The sequence below is a fragment of the Desulfobaculum xiamenense genome, assembly GCF_011927665.1.
In the GTDB taxonomy this organism is placed as follows: domain Bacteria; phylum Desulfobacterota; class Desulfovibrionia; order Desulfovibrionales; family Desulfovibrionaceae; genus Desulfobaculum; species Desulfobaculum xiamenense.
The window spans coordinates 728153-750757 of the sequence record NZ_JAATJA010000002.1 but is presented as its reverse complement, the minus strand read 5'-3'; the positions used below and the strand labels follow the sequence as shown (position 1 = coordinate 750757).

15 protein-coding genes are annotated in these 22605 nt (G+C 63.5%); 11 read left to right on the top strand and 4 right to left on the bottom strand.

The window, feature by feature from the left end:
* Positions 1–36: 36 nt before the first annotated feature.
* The 3 genes from nifJ to GGQ74_RS11200 form a co-directional block, all read right to left on the bottom strand.
* Positions 37–3696 (bottom strand): pyruvate:ferredoxin (flavodoxin) oxidoreductase, encoded by a 3660-nt coding sequence (gene nifJ / locus GGQ74_RS11210; protein ID WP_167941631.1) that lies wholly within the window; start codon positions 3694–3696, stop codon positions 37–39.
* A 404-nt stretch (positions 3697–4100) separates the two neighbouring features.
* On the bottom strand, positions 4101–5588 hold the full coding sequence (locus GGQ74_RS11205) for a sigma-54-dependent transcriptional regulator (protein ID WP_167941985.1): 1488 nt from the start codon (positions 5586–5588) through the stop codon (positions 4101–4103).
* On the bottom strand, positions 5578–8253 hold the full coding sequence (locus GGQ74_RS11200; RefSeq protein ID WP_245168232.1) for a hybrid sensor histidine kinase/response regulator: 2676 nt from the start codon (positions 8251–8253) through the stop codon (positions 5578–5580). The genes GGQ74_RS11205 and GGQ74_RS11200 overlap by 11 nt, the downstream gene beginning before the upstream one ends.
* A 546-nt stretch (positions 8254–8799) precedes the next feature.
* Between GGQ74_RS11200 and GGQ74_RS11195 the strand changes: the two genes are divergently transcribed.
* The 8 genes from GGQ74_RS11195 to GGQ74_RS11160 are packed head-to-tail and all read left to right on the top strand — an operon-like array spanning position 8800 to position 19631.
* Complete coding sequence (locus GGQ74_RS11195; RefSeq protein ID WP_167941630.1) at positions 8800–10848, top strand: type IV pilus biogenesis protein PilM; 2049 nt, start codon at positions 8800–8802, stop codon at positions 10846–10848.
* Between the two features lie 5 nt (positions 10849–10853).
* A complete protein-coding gene (locus tag GGQ74_RS11190; RefSeq protein ID WP_167941629.1) occupies positions 10854–11387 on the top strand; it encodes a hypothetical protein in 534 nt (177 codons plus the stop codon).
* Positions 11388–11404: 17 nt separating this feature from the next.
* Positions 11405–11953 carry a hypothetical protein gene (locus GGQ74_RS11185; protein WP_167941628.1) on the top strand — a complete coding sequence of 183 codons (549 nt, stop codon included), beginning with the start codon at positions 11405–11407 and terminating at the stop codon, positions 11951–11953.
* The gene (pilQ, locus tag GGQ74_RS11180) at positions 11931–13547 is read left to right on the top strand and encodes a type IV pilus secretin PilQ (protein WP_167941627.1); all 1617 of its coding nucleotides are present in this window, start codon (positions 11931–11933) and stop codon (positions 13545–13547) included. The genes GGQ74_RS11185 and pilQ overlap by 23 nt, the downstream gene beginning before the upstream one ends.
* 26 nt (positions 13548–13573) lie before the next feature.
* A complete protein-coding gene (locus GGQ74_RS11175) occupies positions 13574–15283 on the top strand; it encodes an ExeA family protein (protein ID WP_167941626.1) in 1710 nt (569 codons plus the stop codon).
* 48 nt (positions 15284–15331) lie between these two features.
* Complete coding sequence (locus GGQ74_RS11170; RefSeq protein WP_167941625.1) at positions 15332–17041, top strand: GspE/PulE family protein; 1710 nt, start codon at positions 15332–15334, stop codon at positions 17039–17041.
* Positions 17042–17056: 15 nt separating this feature from the next.
* Complete coding sequence (locus tag GGQ74_RS11165; RefSeq protein ID WP_167941624.1) at positions 17057–18274, top strand: type II secretion system F family protein; 1218 nt, start codon at positions 17057–17059, stop codon at positions 18272–18274.
* A gap of 4 nt (positions 18275–18278) precedes the next feature.
* A complete protein-coding gene (locus GGQ74_RS11160; RefSeq protein ID WP_167941623.1) occupies positions 18279–19631 on the top strand; it encodes a sigma-54 interaction domain-containing protein in 1353 nt (450 codons plus the stop codon).
* Positions 19632–19710: 79 nt separating this feature from the next.
* On the opposite strand, the gene GGQ74_RS11155 is transcribed toward GGQ74_RS11160, so the two are convergent.
* Positions 19711–20112, bottom strand: coding sequence for a type II secretion system protein (locus tag GGQ74_RS11155; RefSeq protein ID WP_167941622.1), 402 nt, complete (start codon positions 20110–20112; stop codon positions 19711–19713).
* A gap of 494 nt (positions 20113–20606) precedes the next feature.
* Between GGQ74_RS11155 and GGQ74_RS11150 the strand changes: the two genes are divergently transcribed.
* From GGQ74_RS11150 to GGQ74_RS11140, 3 genes are all read left to right on the top strand, one after another.
* On the top strand, positions 20607–21506 hold the full coding sequence (locus GGQ74_RS11150; RefSeq protein WP_167941621.1) for a hypothetical protein: 900 nt from the start codon (positions 20607–20609) through the stop codon (positions 21504–21506).
* Positions 21507–21696: 190 nt separating this feature from the next.
* The gene (locus GGQ74_RS11145) at positions 21697–22182 is read left to right on the top strand and encodes a pilus assembly FimT family protein (RefSeq protein ID WP_167941620.1); all 486 of its coding nucleotides are present in this window, start codon (positions 21697–21699) and stop codon (positions 22180–22182) included.
* Entirely contained in the window at positions 22179–22598 is a 420-nt protein-coding gene (locus GGQ74_RS11140; RefSeq protein WP_167941619.1) for a type II secretion system protein, read from the top strand. The genes GGQ74_RS11145 and GGQ74_RS11140 overlap by 4 nt, the downstream gene beginning before the upstream one ends.
* Positions 22599–22605 lie beyond the last annotated feature (7 nt).

The following is a 22605-nucleotide window of genomic DNA, read 5'->3' as shown; positions in this document are numbered from 1 at the left end:
CGCCCCGTTTCAAGCGTTCGAATGAACCAGTAGGGGCTACTTCCCTTCGCGACCGTCGTCGCAGGGTTCGCCGCCCTTGGCGCGGGCATGCTCGGCGGTGTCGGACACCGCGCACTGCTCGCCAGCTTCGCCGCCCTTGAGCGTGACGCCCTCGGGTCCGATGACCGTGGGGCCTTCAAGAGACGCAAGCGCCTTGAAGTGCTCGAAGCGGTGCAGGTACTGGGTCTCGATCTCGGCACGCAGCTTCTTGGATTCCTCGGGGAAGGTGCGTTCGAGCAGACCGTAGCGGTTCTCGCCGGAGAGGAACTCCTGAAGCGAGCCGTCGGGGTCCTTGGATTCGAGGATGAAGGGGTTCTTGCCCTCATCGGCCAGCTCGGGGTTGAAGCGGAACAGCGGCCAGTAGCCGGACTTGACGGCCAGCTCCTGCTCGTACTGCGACTTGCCCATACCCTTGCGGATGCCCTGATTGATGCAGGGGGCGTAGCAGATGACGAGCGAGGGGCCCTTGTAGGCCTCGGCCTCCTGGAAGGCCTTCATCATCTGCTGCTTGTTGGCGCCCATGGCCACGGAGGCCACGTAGACGTAGCCGTAGGTCATGGCCATGCGGCCGAGATCCTTCTTGCCGGTCTTCTTGCCGGAGGCCGCGAACTTGGCGATGGAGCCGAGCGGCGTGGCCTTGGAGGACTGGCCGCCGGTGTTGGAGTAGACCTCGGTGTCCATGACGAGGATGTTGATATCCTCGCCGGAGGCCAGCACGTGATCCACGCCGCCGTAGCCGATGTCGTAAGCCCATCCGTCACCGCCGAAGATCCACACGGACTTCTTGGTGAAAAGGTCTTCCATGGCGAAGATGTCGCTCAGCACGGGGCTCGGCGAAGCCTCGCACAGCATGTTGCGCACGGCGTCGCCGTAGACTCTGGACTTCTCAGCGTCGTCCTTGTTGTCCAGCCAGTTCTGCATGGCTTCCTTGAGCGCATCCGGGATGTCGGACTCGATGGCCTCGCGCATGAGGTCGCACAGCTTGTTGCGGCGCTGGGTCACGCCAAGGGCCATGCCGTAACCGAACTCGGCCGCGTCCTCGAACAGGGAGTTACCCCAGGTCGGGCCCTGACCGTTGCGGTTGGTGCAGTACGGCGTAGTGGGAGCGGACGCGCCCCAGATGGAGGAGCAGCCCGTGGCGTTGGAGATGATCATCCGCTCGCCGAAGAGCTGGGTAAGCACCTTCACGTACGGGGTTTCGCCGCAGCCAGCGCATGCGCCGGAGAACTCAAGCAGCGGCTGGAAGAACTGGGAGTTCTTCACGCTGTCGCGCTTGGCGAGCAGGTCGCTCTTGTCGCTGATGGAGGCCTCGGCAAAGGTAAGATTGGCCACCTGCGCCTCGATCTGGGTGCCCAGCGGCTTCATGACCAGCGCCTTCTCCTTGGCGGGGCAGATGTCCGCACAGTTGCCGCAGCCCAGGCAATCCTGCGCGTAGACCTGCATGCGGTACTTCATGTCCTTCAGCTCCTTGGCACCCTTCACGTCGACGGTGACGAAGGTCTCGGGAGCGCCCTCAAGCTCGCCCTCGGTGGCCACGAAGGGCCTGATGGCGGCATGGGGACACACGAAGGCGCACTGGTTGCACTGGATGCAGTTCTCGGGAATCCACTCGGGCACGTTGATGGCCACGCCGCGCTTCTCGTAGGCGGCGGTGGACACCGGGAACAGGCCATCGGGCTCGAAGGCGGACACGGGCAGATCGTCGCCCTTCTGAGCGAGGATGGGCCGCACCACGTCGGTGATGAACTCGGGGGCGTCGTGGCCGCAGCCGCAGCAACACTCGTCGGAAGCCTCAAGCCAGGACTCGGGAACCTTGACCTCGACGATGGCGTCGATGCCACGGTCAACGGCCTGATGGTTCATATTGACGATCTTCTCGCCCTTCTTGCCGTAGGTCTTGGTGATGGCGTCCTTGAGCAGCGCCACGGCCTGCTCGAAGGGAATAACCTTGGAGAGCTTGAAGAACGCGGTCTGCATGACCATGTTGATGCGTCCGCCAAGGCCGACCTCGCCGGCGATCTTCACGCCGTCCACGGTGTAGAACTTGAGCTTCTTCTCGGCGATGGTGCGCTTGAGGGAAGCGGGCAGCTCCTTCTCCATCTCCTCCACGGTCCACGGGCAGTTCAGCACGAAGGTGCCGCCGTCCTTGATGCCGTCCAGCAGGTCGTACTGGTGGACGTAGGCCGGGTTGTGGCACGCGATGTAGTCCGCGGCGTTGATGAGGTAGGTGGACTGGATGGGCGAGGAGCCGAAGCGCAGATGGGAAATGGTGATGCCGCCGGACTTCTTGGAGTCGTAGGCGAAGTATCCCTGCGCGTAGAGGTCGGTGTTGTCGCCGATGATCTTGATGGCGCTCTTGTTCGCGCCGACGGTGCCATCGGAGCCGAGGCCCCAGAACTTGCACTGCACGGTGCCCGCGGGGGTGGTGTCGAGATCGGCACGCAGCTCAAGGGAGGTGTGCGTGACGTCGTCCTCGATGCCCACGGTGAACTTGTTCTTGGGCTGGGCCACCTTCATGTTGTCGAAGACGGCCTTGATCATGGCGGGGGTGAATTCCTTGGAGCCGAGGCCGTAGCGGCCAGCGATGATGGTGGGCATCTCGCCGCGCTCCATGAAGGTGGTGCACACGTCCTGATAGAGCGGATCGCCCAGCGCGCCGGGTTCCTTGGTGCGGTCGAGCACGGTAATGGTGGTCGCCGTGGCGGGTAGCACGGAGAGCATGGCCTCGGTGGACCACGGGCGGAACAGGCGGACCTTGATCAGGCCGACGCGCTCGCCCTTGGCCAGCAGGTGGTTGATGACCTCCTCGATGGCCTCGCAGGCGGAGCCCATGGCCACGACGACACGCTCGGCCTCGGGATGTCCGACGTAGTCGAACAGGCGGTAGCGGCGGCCAGTGATGGACTCGACCTTCTTCATGTTCTCGACGGTGAGGGAAGCCAGCTCGTTGTAGTACGGGTTGGCAGCCTCGCGTCCCTGGAAGTAGATGTCGGGATTCTGGGCGGTGCCGCGAATCTCGGGATGCTCGGGGTTCGCGCCGCGCTGGCGGAAGGCCTCGATGGCGTCCCAGTTCACGACCTTCGCGATGTCCTCGTACTCGATGACCTCGATCTTCTGAATCTCGTGGGAGGTGCGGAAGCCGTCGAAGTAGTGCATGAAGGGCACGCTGGCCTCGATGGCGGTCAGGTGCGCGACCAGCGCGAGGTCCATGGCTTCCTGCACGGAAGCGGAGGACAGCATGGCGAAGCCCGTCTGGCGGCAGGCCATGACGTCCTGATGGTCGCCGAAGATGGACAGCGCGTGCGCGGCGATGGCGCGTGCGGAGACATGGAACACGCCGGGCAGCAGCTCGCCGGAAATCTTGTACATGTTGGGAATCATGAGCAGCAGGCCCTGCGAGGCGGTGAACGTGGTGGTCAGCGCGCCAGCGGCGAGGGAGCCATGCACCGCACCGGCCGCGCCGGCCTCGGACTGCATCTGCCGCACGTTCACGGTCTGGCCGAAGATGTTCTTGCGGCCCTGGGCGGCCCACTCATCAGCCACTTCGCCCATGTTGGACGACGGGGTGATGGGGTAGATGGCGGCGCAGTCAGACAGGGCGTAGGCGATGTGTGCCGTGGCCGTGTTGCCGTCCATGGTCTTCATGTGTTTAGACATAAATCCTCTCCTTAAGATTTATGAACGGTTTCCGTCGCATTGGGCACGGGAACCGAGGACGTGTGGGAAAAGCGCCCAAGTCCAACAAGAACCGTGCCAGAAACAGCTTTGCAAAATTTCCAAGCGAATACGGGGCATTGCAAGAATGACATCCCCGCCAACCCCGTCGGCATAGCCCCGGAGGTCTGTTTTTCCGGACAGGAATCGGCGAAGGCCGTTTATTCGCTCAATCAGCAAGCTTCTACCACGTTCATTCTCTACCTTCCATTTCATGAAATCATTGTCCACTCAAAATCAGCCGAGTGGCAAAATAGACGGGTGGACGGACGACGCGCACCGGGAACGGCGAATGCCGTCCGCTTTTCCGGACAGTGGTCCATCCGTCCGAAAAAGCGGACCTCCGCTCATCCCTGCCGCGAGGCGATGCCCGTCTTCTTGAGCAGCGCGTAGTAATGGGAGCGCGACAATCCGGACACCTTGAGGATGCTGGCGAGGTCGCCATCGTAGCGCTCCATCAGGTATTCGAGGTAGCGCTTCTCCATGATGGTCTTGAAGTCGCGAAGGTTGGGCAGCGGCCCGACGAACAGCGCATCCAGCCCGGCGAACGGCGAGCCGCTCTTCGCGTCCACGGCGGGAACGTGCGTCGCCTCCAGTCCGGGACGGGGCGTCTCGCGGCAGGGACCGCCCTTCCCGCCGAGGCTGGCCTTGGCCACCTTGATGCGGATGTCGTGCGGCAGGTGCATGGCATAGAGCGTCTTCTCCTGCCCGGAGGCCACGAAGGCGCGCTCCAGCACGTTGAACAGCTCGCGCACGTTGCCCGGCCACGAATAGGCCCCGAGCACCTCGAAGAAGTCCGAGCCGAACCCCTTCACCGGCAGGCAGTACTCCTCGCAGAGGTTCGTCACGTGGTACATGGCCAGCGGCCGGATGTCCTCCGGACGGCTGCGCAGGGGCGGCAACTCGATGGTAATGGTCTTGAGCCGGAAGAGCAGATCCTCGCGGAAGCGCCCCTCGCGGACCATGGCCTCCAGATCCTTGTTGGTGGCGGCGATGAGCCGAAAATCACTCTGCTCCTCGCGCGTGTCGCCCACGGGCCGAAAGCGCTTTTCCTGCAACACGCGCAGGAAGGACTTCTGGAGCGACATGGGCATCTCGCCCACCTCGTCGAGGAACAGCGTGCCGCCGTCGGCCATCCGGACCAGTCCGGTACGGTCCTTGTCCGCGCCGGTGAACGCGCCCTTGCGGTGGCCGAACAGTGTGCTCTCAACAAGCGTCTCAGTGAGCGAGGCGCAGTCCACCACCACAAAGCGCCCGTCCTTGCGCGGACCGTTCTCGTGGATGGTGCGCGCGGTGAGTTCCTTGCCGGTGCCCGTCTCGCCGGTGATGAGCGTGGACGACACGGACCGCGCCGCCTGCGCGATGAGGTCGAACACGGCGTGCATGCCCGGCGCATGGCCGATGACCCTGTCGAGATTCAGGGCCACCACCGGGGCCTCGGCCTTCTTCTCCTCATGATACTTGAGCGCGCGCTGCACGCTGAGCATGGTCTGCTTGATGGGCGTGGGCTTGACGAGGTAGTCCCACACGCCACCCTGAATGGCCAATTCAGCGCCGTCGGGATCGCCCTGCCCGGTGAGGATGATGACCTCGGGCGCGTCGGGGATGGCCTTGATCTCGGCCAGCGCCTCCAGTCCGTTGCCGTCCGGCAGGCGAACATCGAGAAAGACCACGTCGAAACTGCCCTCGCGCATGGCGCGCAGTCCCTCACCCAGCGTGGCCGCACACTCGCAGTGCAACAGCATCCGCCGCAGCAGGCTCTCCATGGTGCCACGGACCTCGGGATCGTCGTCCACCACGAGAATCCTGCCGAATATGTTCTGATCATTGAGCATTGTCACGCAGCACATCCCTTATGGCTTCGGACAGGATGTTCCTGTCGTATGGTTTGAGCACGACCCGCACGATGTTGGCCTCGTCCTCGGCTGCGGCCATGGCCAGCTCCCGGCCGGAGACCATGATGATGGGCAGATGCGGGGCCACGCCGCCGATCATCCGCGCCAATTGCACGCCGTTGTGTCCCGGCATATCGTAGTCGGTGATGACGAGGTCGATTCCCTGCGTGTCCGCACCGAGCAACTCCATCGCCGCGTCGGCGTCACAGGCGGCGACGACTGCGTAGCCGAGCATCTCCAGCACGCGGGGAATGGTGGCCAACTGGTCCTCGTCGTCCTCCACGAAGAGGATGCGCCCGCGTCCGGGCCGCGCCTGCTCCGCATCAAGGGTGCGCTCCGCGTCCGCGCCGTCGGCCCGCGGCAGGCGGATGGTGAAGGCCGTGCGCAGGCCCGGCGCGCTGGACACCTCGATGCCGCCCTTGTGGACCTTGACGATGCCGAGCACCACGGCAAGCCCGAGTCCGGTGCCCTCGGCCTTGCCCTTGGTGGTGAAGAAGGGGTCGAATATCTTGTCCAGAATGTCCGTGGGAATACCCGGTCCATTGTCCGCCACGGAGAGCGAAACGTAGCTGCCGCGCGGCAGGTTGTGCAGTTCCGCGCCCTCGGCGTCCAGCTCCTCCACTTCGAGACTTATCTCGATGCGCCCGCCCTCAGCGCGCAGGGCGTGGAAGGCGTTGGTGCACAGATTCATGATCACCTGATGAATCTGCGTAGGGTCAGCCAGACAGGTGCCGAGATCGACGCCGATATGGGTGGAGACCTTGATATTGCGCGGCAGCGAGGCCGAAAGAAGGCCCACGGCGTCGCGCACCACGTCCTCGATCTTCACGTACTGGAAGCCCTCCTGCGAGGGACGGCTGAAGGTGAGTATCTTCTTGACCAGCCCGCTACCGCGTTGTGCGGCCTTGAGCACGCGTTCGAGGTCTATTCCGGCTGGCGTATCCGGCGCGACGTCGAGCAAGGCGAGTTCCGTCGAATTGATGATGGACGTCAGGATGTTGTTGAAGTCGTGGGCAATGCCACCGGCCAGCGTGCCGATGGCCTCCATCTTCTGCGACTGGAGCAACTGCTTTTCGAGGCTCGATTCCTTGGTCACGTCCTCGCAGGTGGACAGCGTGCCCATCACGTTCCCCTTCTCGTCGAGCAGCGGCACCTTGTTCACTTCGAGCATACGCGCCTCGCCACGCGCGTTGACCACACTGCGCCGCAGGCGACGGATGGGGCTTTCATCACGAATCACGCGCCGGTCCAGCGGTTCGGCCCAACGCAGGAAGTCGTCAAGCACCGGAATGCCCGACTCCGCGTGCCCGATGAGGCTCCCCGGAGAGGACAGCCCGAAGAATTCCGCGAAGTACCGGTTCGCGCCAAGATAGCGCTGATCGCTGCCCTTCCACGTCACCAGCATGGGGATGGTGTCCATGAGGATTTCCTGAAACGACAACTGCTTCTCCATCTCCATCTCCGCCGTGCGCCTTCGCGCGATGTTGCGCACGAGGAAGAGCGTGATGAGCATGAGCAGGAAGAAGCTGACCATGATCGTCCAGAACAGGCCGCGATCCACCTCGTAGAAGGCGCGCGGCGCGTTGAGGATGAAGCTGCCCGAGGGCAGGTTCCCCTCGCGGATGCCAAGACGCTTCAATTCATTGTAATCGAATTCGTAGCGCCCGCCGGTGGCCTCGTGCAACGGGATATTCTCCACAGCCTCGCCACCCAGCACGCGCAGGGCCATCTGCGCGGCCATACGCCCGTGCTCGCGTCCGGAAATGAGCTTGCCGCCCACGATGCCGTGCCCGAGCAGGAATTCCCAACTCGAATAGATGGGGGCGTCCGAATTGGCGGCCACAACCTCCAGCACCTCCGAGGCCGAATAGAAGCGTCCCTTTATCTTCTGATAGAACGGAATGAAAAAATAGAAGGTGTCCGACGGTGTCTCGCGCACTCGTGAGCGCAGTTCGTCGATGTCGAAGCGCGACCAGTACCGCACATCCATCCTATCCGCGAAGCGCGGCGTCGCGGCGAGTATCTGATTGCGGATGGCCACGCCAGTGACCGACTCGTCGCCGATGATGACCAGTCTGCTCTTTTTAGGGTGCAGACGCAGGGCCAGCCGTAGCGTGGCCTCGGCGTCGAAGTTCTCCACCACCCCAGTTACGCGCCGTCCCTTGATGCGGTCGGGGTGGTAGTCATTCACCCCGCAGAACACCACCGGCACGCCGGGAAAGAGCGCCTCCCCATTGTCGAGGATGAAGTCGAAGGCGTTGTTGTCCGAAACGACGATGACGTCGAACCGACGATTCCGGAATTTTTTGCGGTAGAGATCGCCAAGAATGGACGACACGAGTTCACCCTCGTACCGCTTGAAGTCCATGTACTCGATCTGGAGATCGACGTCACGGTGTCCGGCCAGCGCACCGCGCAGACCGTCGAGAATATCGTCCGACCACGAGTATCCGTCGTGATAGGAATTGAGATAGAGAATGTTTCCGCGCGCGCCCGCGGCCCCGTCGGAGGAGGCCCACGCGCCGGAGCACGCCGCCGCGAAGAGGAGCGCTAGGCCCATACGCGCAAGTATCTTGAGCATCGTCACCTCTGTGGATCGAAACATGGCGGGTCATCCGCCTTCGGTCCAACCCCTTACAAGAATCATTCCCTGCGTATCAGAGGCAGGGCGCTGTGCGCAAATCCCATCGTCACCCCGAAGACGCCCCACCGGCAACGCCAATTCCGCATACAACACTCCGATACGAGGCATGCACAGTAAGCGACTGAATGCAACGCAACTCCATAAGCAATGGTTGATTTTGCCATGCGCCGGAATACCCAATATGCAACAAACCAGTCAAAGCATCATACATACACGAGATAACAGGTTGGTTTCAAACGAGTTCAACCCCAAAAACGCCCAACTCCGGCCATTTTTCACTGAAACAACAGGTTGTTGCGCATTTTGGGCATTGACACTGTTCCCAATACATATGTAATAGACGTACCATATCGTTCATTTCCGATGTTTGAGGGGCATCGGTTGTGAGCGGGCATGACTCATGATAGTGGACCAGCCGTTGCTTCGTGATCTGGCGGACTCAACGGCGCCACACGTCAACAAGGAAGGTTCTTCCACCAGAAAAGTCCGCTGAAACGGAGGGGGATTTTGGCGACTCGATCCGAAAACAGCTCCACGGAACGCCTGTTGCAGACGATCCGTGAGGGGTCTACCGTGCATGCCGCAAGCGACGACGCCACCCGGCAGCCCACACGGCAGACGTCTCGCGACGTCAAGGCTTCCGTGCCGACAAGGGACACGCGGAAGGGACTGCTTCCCACCAAGGGCAAAGGCATCATCGTCGGTCTCGACATCGCCCATGACTGCCTTCGCATCGTCTCAATGGAACGCTCCGGCGGACGACATGTCCTGCGCTCGTTCCGGGAAGCTCAATATCCTCCGCAATCCGGCCCCGGCACACCGGGATTTCCGGAATTTCTCCGAACGCAGGTCAACGCGGCAAGCGCAGGCTCGGGCAAGCCCGAGGTCTGGGCACTTGTGCCCACCGCCGAAGCGGACCTCTGGCGGGTCCGCGTGCCGCGCGTGCCCAAGAAACGCGAATCGGAAACCATTTACTGGGCCGCCCGGCGCGACAAGCAGCTCAACGAGGCCGAAACGCTTCTGGACTTCGAAATCCAGGGCGAGGTCATCGACAAGGGCGTCCCGAAGCTTCAGGCACTGGCCTACACCATCCCGCATGCAGCGCTGCGCCGCATCCGCGACCTCGTCGAAGGTGCGGGGCTGACGCTGACCGGTGCCACCATCCCGCCGCTGGCGCTCCAGACGGCATGCCGCACAACGGGCATCACCCACGGCGCGGCCACCGCGGCCTCGGTCTTCATCGGCCGCAACTGGTCGCGCATCGACATCTTCGATCACGGCAACCTCGTCATGAGCCGCGGCATCAAGGCCGGGCTCGGCAGCATGGTCGACGAACTTCAGGCCAACTACACGCCGCCCACCGTCCAGCCTCCGGCTCCCGAACCGGTCGGCATGGAGGACGCGGAGGTTCCGCTTCTCGAACTCGAACTCGAACCGGAAACCGAACCGGCCGAGATCGAGATCGCGCCCATTCTCGAACTGGAAACCGCCCAGCCCGCCACGCCGGCCCAGCCGGAACCCGTGCGCGAGGCCGCGCCGACGCTCACGCCGGATCAGGCCCGCGATCTGATCATGGCCCGCCTGCTTGGCACGCCCATCGGGGCAGACGTTCCGGGTGCGGAAATGGATGCCGACGCTCTCCTTACCGCCATCAGTAGCGCCCTCGACCGTCTCGTCAGGCAGATAGAGCGGACCTTCGAGCACTACGTGAACACCGAAGGCGGCGATCCCGTCGGGCACATCTTCCTGTCCGGACAGGTGGCGGCCAGCGCGCCCATGAAAAACTTCCTCGCCACGCAGCTCAACATCGAGTGCGGATTTTTCGATCCGCTCGCCGCCGGGGAGGTCGCCCTGCAGGGCGTCACGCCGCCGAGCGATCTCGCCGAGCGCATGACCTTCAACATCACCGCGGCGCTTGCCATGTCGGACAACGCCCACACGCCGAACCTGCTCTTCACCTACAAAGACAAGCAGAAGGCGTGGCAGTCCGCGCGTCAGACACGGATGGTCTACTCGTCCTTCCTCGGCGCGGCGGCTCTGCTCGTCGGACTCTTCGCATGGCAGACGGGCGTCGCCTCCTCCGAGCAGGCGCACCTCGACGCCATCAACGCGGAGATAGCGGCCTACGCCCCGCCGGTGGACGAGCAACTCCTGCTCAAGCTGGCCTCCCAGGTCCAGACCAAGCAGCGCAACCTCAAGGCACTGGCTGAAAAGTACGAGGGCCTCGCCGTCCTAAGCGAAGTGTCAAAACTCACGCCGTCCAACATCCGGCTGACCAAGTTGGATCTCGAAATCGGCAGGCCGAGCGACACGGCCAAGCCCGCCAAGGGCAAGGCTCGCGGACACAACGCCGCCATCGACGAACCGAGGCTGCTCATCCTTGAGGGGCGCATCACGCAAGGCGGTGACGCCAAGGATTCCATCCTCGCGTCATACATCGTCAAACTGCAGAACTCGCCGCTGTTCGCCGATCCCATGATCCACAGCCGCGAGGCCATCGGCCCGGCCGCCGAAAGCGGACTGCACTTCATCCTGCACGTCAACGTCCAGAGGTAGCGGCCATGCGCAAGACACAGACTCTCCACAAAAGCAATCTGGTACGGGGGCTGGTGTGCCTCGCGGTGCTGGCCGTGTTCTTCACGCTTTTCAACCTGCGCACGGCGACCCGCACGAAGGACATCCGCCGCGAGACGCAGCGCGCAGAATCCGTGCGCCAACGCCAGCAGATACTGCACCCGCTGTATGCGGAATTCGTGAGCAGCCTCAAAACCCGGGCATCCTCACTGCCCCTTCCCGAGTCAACCACACTCGCCACGGGGGACATCGAAGGCGTCAAGCCGGACATCACTGCTCTGGCCCGCAGCTGCAACCTCCTCCCACAGTGCGTGAACTGCGACCCGCTGTCGCTGGCGCTGGAGGAGGGCCGCATGGCCGTGGACATCACCGTCACCGGCGGTCTCGGCGATTTTCGCGACTTCTACGTGGAACTCGGCGCGCTGCCCTATCTGCGCGACATCGAGCGCATGCGCGTGACGGAAGGCCCCGGTGTCACGAGCTTCCAACTCAAGGCCTGGGTGGCCGTGGATAACGGCTAGCCGCCGGAGGAACCAGCATGCAGAAACGCGAAATCATCCTGATATGCATCATGGGGGTGGCCATCCTCTACGGCGGCTACACGCTGCTGTTCCAGGACACCGCCAGCGTGCGCGCCAAGGGCAAGGACATCGCCGCCGCGGACCTCAAGGCAATGATCAAGGATATGCGGTCCATGGTTGCCAAAGAACGCCCGAGCGAACTGGACATGTACAAGCTCTCGCTCGCCGAGGGCACCGAAATGGCCGATCCCTTCCTCAAGCTGCCCAAGGCCGACCTGGCCGGGCAGGAGGAAAACGTCGTGGTCACCACCAACAGCACCGACTACGTCTACAGCGGCTACGTCGAGTTCAACCGCCGCAAGCTCGCCATCATAAACGGCGAGGAATTCGGCATCGGCGAGCATGTCGACGAGAACGGCTGCGCCATCATCACCATTGGACCGGACACGGTCCGGCTGGAGCGCACCGATCCCGCAAGCGGCATGAGAGAACAGATCATCGTCCCCATCAGAGAGGACATCATAACCTTCACCGAGGACAGAAATGCGCAGAGAATCCCGCAATAAGCCCATTCTGCTCGGCGCCCTGGCCCTTTGTCTGATCCTTGCGATCGCCGGCTGCGCCCACGACAAGAAGGCCAAGGAGTCCGAGAAGTTCCTTGAGAAGTGGAAGACCATCGCGGCCCAGTCGGAAGGGCACTCCCCCTCCTTCAAACCGCATACCTACGAACCGCTCGTCCCGGCCGAGGTCGACAAGGCCGTCATCGCCGAAAAGGAGCTGCCGACCAAGGTCGTCTCCCTGCGCATGCACGACGCCAACATCGTGGCCGTGCTGCAGGCGCTGGGCCGCATCGCCGGACAGAGCATCATCGTCAGCCCCAACGTCTCCGGCTCCGTCAACGTGAACATCGTCAACCAGCCGTGGAACGAGATATTCAAGAGCATCGTCAAGACCAACGGCCTCGCCTACGAGTGGGAAGGCGACATCCTGCGCGTGATGACGCCGGAGGATCTCGAAACCTCCATCAAGCTCAACGCCCTCAGGAATCGCCAGCCGCTGGCGACCACCGTGCTCAATATCCGCTACGCCGAGGCCGCCAGCCTTCAGGAGTATCTGGGCAAGATGCTCACGCAGGATGGCGAGGGCAAGGCCCGTGGTACCGTGGAGGTCGACACGCAGGCCAACGCCCTCGTCGTGCAGGCCATCCCGGAGGACGTCCGCCGCATCGTGAAGCTGGTGGAGCATCTGGACCGGCCTAGCCGCCAGATCAAGCTCAAGGCCCACATCGTGGAGACCACCAGCGACACCGCGCGCGAACTGGGCATCCAGTGGGGCGGCGGCTTCAAAAGCGACGGCATGGGCGGCTACAACAACAACATGTGGGTCGTCCCGGGCGGCACCGGCGGCACCGTCGGCACCGATCCCGTTCAGGGCGGCGGCACCACGCCCACGCTCAACAACAACAATAACGGCCTGTCCGGTCACGGCATGGTGTCCAGCTTCATCCCCAAGACCTTCCCCAAGGACGGCTCGGGCCTGTCGCTTGGCCTCATGTTCGGCAAGATCGGCGGTAACATTCTCGAAGCCCAGTTGGCCGCGCTGGAAAGCGACGACAAGCTGCGCATCCTGTCGAGTCCGTCCATCACCACCCTCGACAACCAGACCGCATTCACCGAGAACGGCGCGGAAGTGCCCTACATCTCGCTGGACGAGGCCGGGAATGCCGACGTGGAATGGAAGGACGCCGTGTTGCGCCTCGAAATCACGCCGCACGTCATCGACAGCGACGTCATGAAGCTCAAGATCAAGGTCAAGAAGGACGAGGTGGACCTCACCCGCAACGTGCAGGGCAATCCCTACATCATCAAGAAGCAGACCGAGACCACCCTCGTCACGCGAGACGGCGAGACCGTCGTCATTTCCGGCCTGACCAAGCACCGCGCCTCCACGGGCGACACGGGCATTCCCGGACTCAAGGACGTGGCGGGCGTCGGCAAGCTCTTCTCCAGCGACAGCAAGTCCAATTCCCTCGAAGAGGTGCTCATCTTCATCACGCCGTCCATCCTGAGCGAATGGTCCGACGGCACTCCGACGAAGAACATCGAGCAGCTCGAAAAGGAATACGACGAGAAGACCGACGACGAAAACGGTGACCAGTAGCCAAACCCGAGGCGACAGCTGACGACATGGACTACTACGGCATACTTGGCTTCGGAAGGGAGCCGTTCTCCAACACCCCGGACCCGGATTTCTTCTTCCGGTCCGAGGGGCATGCGAACTGCCTGAATCGGCTGGAAATCGCCCTCAGGCTCCGCCGCGGACTCAACGTGGTGCTGGGCGAGGTCGGTCTCGGCAAGACCACCCTGTGCAGACAGCTTCTGCGCTGTCTGGACGTGGAAGGCATCGAGACCCACCTCATCCTCGACCCGGCATTCGGCTCCGCGGCGGAGCTTCTGGGGCAGTTGCACGCCATGTTGACCGACGCGCCCGCCCCGCCGGACGCATCGGAATGGGAGATCAAGGAGCGCATCAAGAACACCCTGTTCACCAAGGCGGTGGATCAGGGGCGCATCGTGGTGCTCATCGTGGACGAGGGGCAGAAGATCAGCCCCGAATGCCTCGAACTGCTCCGAGAACTGCTCAACTACGAGACCAACGACGCCAAGCTGCTGCAAATCGTCATCTTCGCCCAGCCGGAGTTCGACGAGCTGCTCGCCGCCATGCGCAACGTGGAGGATCGCATCAACGAGCGCATTCTCCTCGAACCGCTCACCCTCGCCCAAACCACCGAAATGGTCCGCCACCGCATCGACCTCGCCAAGGCGGGCTATGCGGAGCCGATCATCTTCTCGCGCGGGGCCTTTGCGGCTCTGCACATGGCCACGGGCGGGCATCCGCGCAAGATCATAAACCTCTGCCACAAGGTCATCCTCGCGCTCATCCTCCAGAACAAGACCACCGCTGACGCGGCGATGGTCCGGTCCTGCGCACGCAATATGCCACGACGCCACAAGCGCGGACTGCCCAGATGGGCTGCCGCGGCACTCGTGGTCATCGCCATCGGGGCGGCGATGCTCGCCTTTCCCGAGGTCCGCAGGCCAATGATCGAGCGCGTGAACGGATGGACCGAAGTCGCCATCACGACAGCTCCCCAACTGACAGCCGACACAACGGCGAACGGTCTGGAGCGTCCCCACGGCACTCCGGCGCTCGAAGGGACACTTCCCGCACCGGCCGAGGCAACCATGTCCGCGCTTCCCGCCCTGCGGGCGACGCCGTCCCCGGACGGACGCGACCTCGCAGCGACCGGGATCAGTCAGGATACTGCCGCCACGCACCCTGCGCCACTGCCCGCACAGGACATGCGCGAGGACACGGCGCAGGACTTCGAACCTCCCCGCCAACTGGGCTGCATCGTCGTCGCCCCGCGCGACAAGCTGTCGCTCATCATGGCCCGCGTCTACGGAATATACGACACCGCGGACCTCGCCCACGTGCTCGAAGCCAACGGGCAACTCCGCGATCCCAACGTCATCACGCCCGGTAGCGCCCTGCGCTTCCCCTGCGTGGCGACCTATCCGGCGGGGGAATTCTCCCGTCACACATGGATTGAACTGAACCGTGCGGGCACGCTACGCGAGGCCTATGCCCTGCTGCCGTCCGCGCCCGACGACTGCCGCATCCTGAGCCACTGGACCCCGCGCGAAGGCCTCGCCTTCAGCGTGGTCCTGCGCGATGCATTCACCTCGCCGGTCGAGGCCCGCGCCGCCATGGCGCGCCTGCCCCAGTCCCTGCGGGACAATGCACGCCTTCTGGACGGCAAGGCCGAGAACATGGTCTATCTGGGCGGCGCGGGCTTTTCCCGCTCCCTTGGCGGCTCGCGCCCCGGCGCCTGATCCGCGCCCCGGACCCGCATCGAAAAACATCAGCACCTGGAGAGGGGCATGACTGTTCGCAAACGCATGAGACTCGGCGAGATGCTCGTTCAGGCCGGACTTCTGGACGACAAGGAACTCCCTGCCATCCTCAAGGACCAGTCCTCCTCCGGCCTGCGACTGGGCCAGTATCTCGTTCAGAAGGGGTTCCTCAAGGAATCCCAGATCGTGGAACTTGTCAGCAGACAGCTCAAGATTCCCACCTACAAGGCGGACACCTACCCCGTGGAGGTGGGCGCGGAAAACCTCGTGCCCGCAGACCTCGCGCAGAAGCACAACCTCGTGCCGCTGCAGCGCAAGGGGCGGCTGCTGACGGTCGCCATGTCCGACCCCATGGACATCAACGCCATCGACGCGGTGGAGATATTCTCCAACCTCGAAGTGGACCCCATCATCTGCACCGAACGCGAATTGCAGGAACTGACCTACGCCACCTACGGCATCCAGTCGGACCTTGATGACGTGCTCGGCGCGATGGAGAACGCGGAAATCCAGACAGACGAGAACGCTTTGCCGGAGGCGGAGCAGGACCTCGCCGTGGATTCCCTCGAAGGCATGGCCTCCGAGGCTCCGGTGGTGAAGCTCCTGAACTCGATCCTCTCGCAGGCCGTGCGCGAAGGCGCGAGCGACGTGCACATCAGCCCCGAGAAGAACTACATCCAGCTTCGCTTCCGCGTGGACGGCAAGCTGCGCGAGATTCCCGCTCCGCCCAAAAGCTACTTCCTGCCGCTGGTCTCGCGCGTGAAGATTCTCGCGCACATGGACATCGCCGTGTCGCGCATCCCGCAGGACGGCCGCTTCTCCTTCCAGTTCGAGAAGCGGGACATCCACGTGCGCGCCTCCAGCCTGCCCACCATCCACGGCGAGAACATCATCCTGCGCCTGCTCGCCCGCGACGGTCAGATCGCCAATCTCGAAGACCTCGGCATGGCCGACGCAGACCGCGCCAAGGTCCTGAATGCGCTGCACAAGCCCTACGGCATGATTCTGACCACCGGCCCCACGGGCAGCGGCAAGAGCACCAGCCTCTACGCCGCGCTCAAGCGCCTGAACCAGCCGGACATCAACATCATCACCCTCGAAGACCCGGTGGAATACCGCGTCGCGAAAATCCGGCAGGTGCAGCTCAACCGCCGCGCGGGCATGACCTTTGCCAGCGGCCTGCGCTCCATCCTGCGGCAGGACCCGGACGTCATCCTCGTGGGCGAAATCCGTGACGGCGAGACGGCGGGCATCGCCGTACAGGCCGCCATGACCGGCCACCGCCTGCTGTCCACCCTGCACACCAACGATGCGTCGGGCGCGGTGACGCGCCTCATCGACATGGGCATCGAGCCGTTCCTCGTGGCCTCCACGCTGCTGGTATCCATCGCCCAGCGCCTGCTGCGGCGCAACTGCCCGCACTGCCTCGAAGAATACCAGCCGCCGGCACCGGCGCTTCGCGCCATGGGCCTGCCCGAAACCGGCCAGACCTACCTCCGGGGCACGGGCTGCCGCATGTGCAAGAACACCGGCTACTCGGGCCGCATCGCCGTGTTCGAGGTGCTGGAGATCGACGAGCAGATTCAGGACATGATCATGGCCCGCGCCTCGTCGGCGGACATCACCCGCGCCGCCATGGAGGCCGGAAAGCTCCACACCCTGAAGCAGGACGCCGCGGAAAAGGTTCTTCAGGGCATCACCACCCTCGAAGAAGCCGCCTCGACGGTCCTCATCTGATAGGGAAACGACGCCATGCAGAAATTCAGATATCAAGCCATCACGGACTCGGGATCGCCCGTCAGCGGCGTCATAGAGGCCGACAGCACGGAACTCGCGCTGGACATGCTCGTCTCCAAGGGTCTATTGCCCTCGGAGGTGCGCCCGGCGGGTGCAAGCCTCTCGCTAAACTTCAAGGCCATCGACGAAATGCTCGCCACGGTGAAGCCCGGCGACCTCATCCTGTTCACCAAGCAATTCCGGACCATGGTCAACGCGGGCCTGTCCATCCTGAACGTCCTCGACGTGCTGGAGCAACAGACCGAGAACCCCAAGCTCAAGAAGGCCGTCATCGCCATCTCACAGGACATCCGGCAGGGCACGACCATCTACGAGGCCTTCAGCAAGCACCCGCGCATCTTCGACAATCTCTATTGCAGCATGCTGCGCGCGGGCGAGGTCAGCGGCAATCTGTCCGAGGTGCTGGAGCGGCTCATCTACATCATCCAGCATGAGTTCGAGATCAAGCAGCAGATCAAGTCGGCCCTGACCTATCCGGCCATCGTGGTGACGGCGCTATTCGGCGCGTTCATCTTCCTGCTCACCTTCGTCATCCCGAAGTTCATGGGCATCTTCGCCTCGGCCAAGATCGAATTGCCCATGCCCACGCGCGTGTGCATCTTCCTGTATGATGGGCTGAACAACTACTGGCCGCTCATCGTGGGCGGCGTTGTGCTCGGCGTGACGGCGCTGGTCATGTACTGCCGCACCCCGCAGGGGCGGCTGGTGCGCGACAAGTTCCTGTTGCGCTGTCCGCTCATCGGCAAGGTGATGCTCAAGGCCGCTATGTCCCGCTTCGCCGCCATCTTCGCGCTGCTCCAGTCCAGCGGCGTGTCGGTCATCAACTCGGTGAGCGTGCTGGCGCAGACCATCGGCAATGCCGCCATCGAGCGCGTCTTCGAAAATCTCAAGGACCAGTTGCAGGAAGGCAAGGGCATCTCCCGGCCGCTCAAGTCCTCGCCCTTCTTCACCCCGCTCATCATCACCATGATCGCCATTGGCGAGGAGTCCGGCAATCTGGACGAGATGCTGCGCGAGGTGGCCAGCCACTACGACTACGAGGTGGAATACTCCGTGAAGAAAATGGCCGAGATGATCGGCCCCATCCTCATCCTCGTCCTCGCGGGCGTGGTGGGCTTCTTCGCGCTGGCCATCTTCCTGCCCATGTGGGACCTGACCAAAATGGCGGGATGACGCCATGCGGTTCCGCGTCGGTCTCGGCTTTCTGGTGCCGTTCGTCCTCGCGGGGGTGACGGTCCTCTCGGTGCTGGTCACGGACCGGGCACTGGCCCTTCTTCATCCCGGCTTCGCGCAGAGCATGGAGGCACGCCTCGCCCTGCTCTGCGCGGTGTCCGGCGGCGTGTGCTTCGCCGCATCGCTCATCACCTTCCGCTGGCTCACCGGCCCGCTGGAGCGCTTCCTCAAGCGCGCACGGGAGATCAACGTCCTCTCGGACGTGGCCGAGCGCGACACTGGTGACAAGCCCGCCACGGACCCCGCAATCCTCGACGACCTGTTCATGCAGGTGTCCAACGTGCTGAGCGCGCTGGACGCCAAGGCCCTGTTTCCGGACATCGTCTGCCACAGCCGCCCCATGCGCGAGGTGCTGACCCGCGCGGCCAAGGTGGCACAGAGCGACGCCACGGTACTCATCACCGGCGAATCCGGCACGGGCAAGGAACTGGTGGCCTCGGGCATCCACAGCCGCAGCCGCAGGGCGGAAGGTCCCTACATCGCCGTGAACTGCGCGGCCATTCCCGATCAACTGCTGGAAAGCGAACTCTTCGGACACGAGCGCGGCGCCTTCACCGGCGCGGTATCCGCCAAGCCGGGCAAGTTCGAGCTTGCCGACGGCGGCACGCTGTTTCTGGACGAGGTGGGGGACATGCCGCTGGCCACGCAGGCCAAGATTCTGCGCATGCTGGAGAACGGCGAATGCACGCGGGTGGGCGGGACAAAGGCGAAGAAGTTCAACGTGCGCGTGGTGGCCGCCACCAACCGCGACCTGCGAACCATGGTGGCCGAGCGGACCTTTCGCGAGGACCTCTACCACCGCCTGAACGTCTTCCCCATCCACATTCCGCCACTGCGCGAACGCCGGGAGGACATCCCTGCGCTGGTGCAGCACTTTCTGGAGCGGCAGGGGCACGACCTGCACTGCGCCCCGGAGATGCTGCAACTCTTCATTTCGCGGGACTGGCCGGGCAACATCCGCGAACTGGCCAACCACGTGGAGCGCGCGGCCGTGCTTGCGGAGGACGGCGTGATGCGCCCCCTGCCGGAGCAAACGTCACGCGGGGAAACGGCGCATGCTGATGACGCCGCATCCGATGCCACGCCGGGCCACCCCACAGCGGAGCACAGCCCAACCGGACAGACAGACATCGACACCTACCTCGCGGCCATGGAGCGTCAGATGATCTGCGCGGCGCTGCAACAGTCCGGCGGCATTCAGGCCAGAGCGGCGGAACTTCTGGGAATCAAGCCACGGAGTCTGTGGCACAGGGTAAAGAAGCTGGAGATCAATGTGGGGGAATACAAGGAAGGATGAAAAAAACGAAGGTAGCGCGACAGTAGAAACGCCTATCACCAAGGTGAGGGGCAGGCCCCTCACCTTGGACAAAAATTGATCAGCTACCGGTAAATCCAGTGGGGAGAGTGTAGGTGACTGATCTGGTCAATCCAGTACCCGTAACCTGGAAGGTGCACTGGCCCGTTCCGCCAGTACCTGTACCCACTGCACCAACGATGGACAGGCCAGAATTCGCCACCTCATGAGTCCAAGAGGTGTCCGCGGCAGCGCCGGTGGGGCACACGATAGTAGTCGCGTCATTCAACGCTGCATTGGCCACGCGGAGGCTGCACTCGCTCTGCCATGCGGCGATGATCCCATCAGCCGCAGCCTCACGCGCGTCAGCACGCGCATCAAGGAATCTCGGCACAGCGGCGGCGGCCAGGATGCCGAGGATGACGATCACCGCGATCAGTTCGATCATGGTGAAGCCGTTCTTCTTTCTGTTGTTCTGCTTCATCTCCATCTCCTCTTGTGTTCGAGTATGAGACTCATGGCCCCGGGCCATCCGAGACCCGCTTCACGCCAATCAGGTAGCATCTTCCGTGCCAGAGCGTACGACGGATGACGGTCAGCGTCGGCGAAAGTATCCACGCGATTCCGGGAAATTGCAAGAGGCAGGCACGACGGGAACGCAAGCCCAATACACTCCCCCCACATCCACGCTCCATGGTGTGATGCCCAGCAAGGACCATGCTCCACAGTTTGGAGCGCCACCTCCAAAAAATGATGTTCCCCAACCAAGCCAGACGGGGCGCGGGCTGGCCGGTTCAAATTCCTGACGAAAACTGCTGACAGGCACAGGCCTTCACGTTAGGAATGAGCCAACCGCCATAGCCAACCGGCTCATTTCATGGCGGAACATTCCCGCGCCAGCCCGCACGCCGGAGCACGGCGCACGCACGCTGTGAACGTCAAAAAATCCTGCCCTCGCGGGCATCGTACGAGGCACTCATGGGCACCACCACATTCCCTTCCCTGCACGTTCGCGAACGAAACGCCGCCGGGAAACGCCGCGTCTGCATCCTCTGCTCCCTCGCGGGGGCCGCATTCTGCATCGCCGCCGCCATCGGCGCGCTCGACAGCGCATGCATAACGTCCGGCTGCGAGCTTTACCGGGGCACATCGTTCCTCGGCCTTTCCCTGTGGTGGTGGGGCGCGGCGTGCTTCGTCACACTCGGCGGGCTGTGCTTTCGCAAACATCTCGACCTCGCGCGCGGGCTTGCCGCCGTGGCCCTCGGCGTGGACATCCTGCTGCTCGGCTGGATGGCGCTGTCCGCCACGTGCGTGAATTGCCTGCTGGCCGGAAGCCTCTTCGCGCTCGTCTTCCTCTGCCTCTACTCCGGCAAATTCCTCGCCCGGCCCGCCATGCTGACGCTCGGCGTCGTGTGGCTGTGCGCGCTCACGCCCAACCTCGCCGCCGTCGCGCAGGAAACCGCGCAGCCATGGATCATCGCCGGACCGCAGGTCTCGCCCGTGCGGCTGTACTTCTCGCCCTCCTGCCCGGCCTGTCGCAAGGCCCTGCACGATATGGCGGGCAACGAGGGCGTTGCCTATGTGCCCGTGCCGAAATCCGGAACGGACCTCATCCGCATGGCCCACGTGACCAAGCGCCTTGCCGAGGGAGCGAGCCTTGCCGAGGCCGTGGACGCCTCCGCCGAGGCGACGGAACTTCCCGAGCACTACGGATTCGGGGACCGCATGCGCCTGCGCTGGAATCTCTTCCTGAACCGCGTCACGTTTCGGCGCTTCGGCTCGCGGAATCTGCCGCTCATGACCACAGTAGGCTGGTATGGCGAAACGAGCGATGCGAATGCCGCACACACGGCGACGCCACAAAAAAAAGGCGTATGACGAAATACAGCCTCACGGCGGACCATTTCAAACATACGCTATCACGATTTGTTTCACGCGCCCTGCATTGAACACGCATCGTATTTGCGATGCATCGAAAGCAATGGTATCCATTTTGCTACCATTACAACATGATGCATGCCCATCATTGCACTTGCCACGAAACCACTAGCGACAGAGCGGCCCGACCATGCACAGACCACGCCTCCATTCGCACGCCACGGACGCTTCCGGCTTCACCCTGATTGAACTGATCGCGGTGATCGCCATCCTCGGCATCATGGCCGCCACGGCCATCGCCGGATTCGGCAACCTGTTCGATGTGAACCTGCGCGCCCAGAGCGAAGTGCTCAAACGGCACCTGCGCTACGCCCAGCACATGGCGCTCAGCACTAGCGATCCGTGGGGCGTGAGCAGTGCGGGAACGTCCTACTTCCTTTTCCACGGCACCACGGCCACGCAGGAACACCTGCCCGCGGAAAACGACATCGTGCGCACCATCCCGGACGGCATCTCCGCAGGCGCATGGACCGTCACCTTCGACGCCAATGGCGAACCCGCCGCCACGGGCGAGGGCATCGCCGCATCCACCGCAGGCTGGACCATTACCCTCAGTATGCCCGACCGCACTCCCGAAACGCTGACCGTCACCGCAGACACGGGGTTCATTCCATGACGTCGCGTCACGCCCGCAGCCGCCAGCACGGCTTCACGCTCATCGAGATCATCGTCACCATCGTGTTGCTCGCCTTCGTGGCCACCATCGTGGCCAACTACATGATGAGCGCAGTGGCGCACAGTTCCCTGCCGGTGGTCCGCGTGCTCGACCGAGGCTCGGCGCAGGGCGTCGTGGAGGCCGCCAGCGCAGACTACCGCCAGTTGCTGGCCGACAACCCCTCGGCATCGCAGACGGCCCTCTCGACCCTCAAAAGCCGCCTCGAAGGCGGGCACTACGGCACCTACACCGTCGAGACGAAATACATCTCCTTCGACGGCAGCGGCATGGAACAGACCGCCCCCTCGGGCGACAACATTCTCAAGGTCCGCATCACCGTCGGCGACCAGACCGTCGTCACGCTCTTCGCACGATAGGACGGCC